The organism is Aeromonas lacus (assembly GCF_000764665.1).
GTDB lineage: Bacteria > Pseudomonadota > Gammaproteobacteria > Enterobacterales > Aeromonadaceae > Aeromonas > Aeromonas lacus.
The window spans coordinates 1-953 of the sequence record NZ_JRGM01000174.1 but is presented as its reverse complement, the minus strand read 5'-3'; the positions used below and the strand labels follow the sequence as shown (position 1 = coordinate 953).

Sequence of the window (953 nt, the reverse complement as noted above, 5' to 3'; positions counted from 1 at the left end):
CTCCAGAATAGCTTACTGACTTTCAGTTTATCATCACGATAAACGGCAATTTGCTGCGTCACCGACCAGTTAAAACCATAGTCAGTTAACATGCAGCAATACTGTACGATGGCCAACGCAAAACCCAAAGAACCATAACCTATAGGGTCGAGCACTCGGACCAGATAAGGCAAGGTGATTAGCGGGATGAGATAGTTCATCCCTTGGATACCAAATAAAGATGCAATATTTTTAAATAGCGTTTTATCCAATTTTATGCAACACCTTTATTGATATAATCTGATAATGACATAGCTTGGTTATCTTTAACTGACAGGAGTACATCCTTAATAGGCCAAGCTATATTTAATTCACAATCATTCCATGCTAAACATCCCTCACTCTGTGGAGCATAGTAATTAGTAGCCTTATAAAGAAATTCGGCTGTATCCGTTAACGTCACAAATCCATGCGCAAAACCTTCCGGAATCCACAGCTGTCGCTTGTTTTCACCTGACAAATGTACCCCAACCCATTGCCCGAAGGTTGGTGAGCTTTTGCGGATATCCACCGCTACATCAAACACTTCACCTGCAACACAACGTACCAGCTTGCCCTGAGCATGAGGTGGTAGTTGATAGTGCAAACCGCGCAATACCCCTTTTGAAGATTTGGAGTGATTATCCTGCACAAAAGTCACCGGATATCCTACCGCCTCTTCAAACAACTTGTGGTTGAAACTCTCAAAGAAAAAACCACGCTCATCACCAAATACCTTGGGCTCAAAGATAAGCACGTCAGGAATTGCTGTTTTGATTACATTCATCTGTCTATCCGCATAAAATTCAATTTTTATGGAGGGAGCAACTTTCCTCCCCCCATATCACATCAGGCCTTGGCAACCATTCTTAGCAAATATTGTCCATACGCATTTTTTGCCAACGGCACAGCAAGTTCACGAACCTGATCGGCAG

2 protein-coding genes are annotated in these 953 nt (G+C 42.5%); both read right to left on the bottom strand.

The genetic code is table 11. From position 1 onward, the window contains the following. Nucleotides 1-251, bottom strand: a 251-nt coding sequence (locus tag LG31_RS20665; RefSeq protein WP_152598444.1) for an oligosaccharide flippase family protein, incomplete at its 3' end; no start/stop codon positions are given. A gap of 2 nt (nt 252-253) precedes the next feature. Further along, the gene (rfbC, locus tag LG31_RS20660) at nt 254-805 is read right to left on the bottom strand and encodes a dTDP-4-dehydrorhamnose 3,5-epimerase (RefSeq protein WP_033115905.1); all 552 of its coding nucleotides are present in this window, start codon (nt 803-805) and stop codon (nt 254-256) included. Between the last annotated feature and the right edge of the window lie 148 nt (nt 806-953).

Coding starts and splice junctions, on each gene's coding strand:
- rfbC (WP_033115905.1), bottom strand. CDS start 805: ATGAATGTAATCAAAACAGCAATTCCTGACGTGCTTATCTTTGAGCCC.